The sequence below is a fragment of the Micromonospora andamanensis genome, assembly GCF_016863495.1.
GTDB classification, from domain to species: domain Bacteria; phylum Actinomycetota; class Actinomycetes; order Mycobacteriales; family Micromonosporaceae; genus Micromonospora; species Micromonospora andamanensis.
The window spans coordinates 1-895 of the sequence record NZ_BOOZ01000122.1 but is presented as its reverse complement, the minus strand read 5'-3'; the positions used below and the strand labels follow the sequence as shown (position 1 = coordinate 895).

At 67.5% G+C, this 895-nt stretch carries 1 protein-coding gene; it reads left to right on the top strand.

The annotated features are described in order from the left end of the window. Positions 1–88: 88 nt before the first annotated feature. A protein-coding gene (locus Van01_RS32750) for an IS5 family transposase (RefSeq protein ID WP_239099453.1) occupies positions 89–888 on the top strand; the annotation gives its coding sequence in 2 pieces (ribosomal slippage) (positions 89–425 and positions 425–888; 801 coding nt in all). The last annotated feature ends 7 nt before the right edge of the window (positions 889–895 follow it).

Genomic DNA, 895 nt, shown 5'->3' with positions numbered 1-895 from the left:
GAGCTCCTAACGAAATGACGTTGGGCGTGTCCTCGGGACGTGAGGGTCGTTCTGTCTGAACGTGAGGAGGGGTGAGCAGCCGCCGTGGATCGTCTCGGACGAGTTGTGGGCCGAGATCGCGCCGCTGCTGCCGCCCCGACCACCCCGCCGGCACCGCTACCCGGGCCGCAAGCCCTTCGACGATCGCAAGGTGTTGTGCGGGATCCTGTTCGTCCTCTACACCGCGATTCCGTGGGAGTACCTTCCTCAAGAGCTCGGCTTCGGGTCGGGGATGACCTGCTGGCGCCGGTTGCGGGACTGGAACGACGCCGGTGTCTGGCAACGACTGCACGAGGTTCTCCTCGGCAGACTCCGCGCCGCCGGGCAGCTGGACATGTCCCGGGCGGTGATCGACGGCTCCCACGTCCGGGCGCTCAAGGGCGGCCCAAAACCGGTCCGAGCCCGGTCGACCGCCGCAAGCCAGGCTCGAAACACCACGTCATCACCGACGCGGGCGGCATCCCCCTCGCCACAGCGCTGACCGGCGGCAACCGCCACGACGTCACCCAACTACTGCCCCTGGTCGACAAGGTCCCCCGGATCAAAGGCATTCGCGGCAGGCCACGGCAACGACCCGAACGCATCTACGCCGACCGCGGCTACGACTACGACTGCTACCGCCGCGACCTACGCGCCAAGGGCATCACCCCAGTCATCGCCCGACGCGGCACCGAGCACGGCTCAGGACTGGGCACCCGACGCTGGGTCGTCGAACAGACCATCGCCCTGCTGCACTGGTTCCGCCGCCTGCGCATCCGCTGGGAAATCCGCGACGACATCCACGAAGCGTTCCTCACCCTCGCCTGCGCCATCATCTGTTGGCGCCGACTCCAACGCTCAAAGAGTTAGGAGCTCT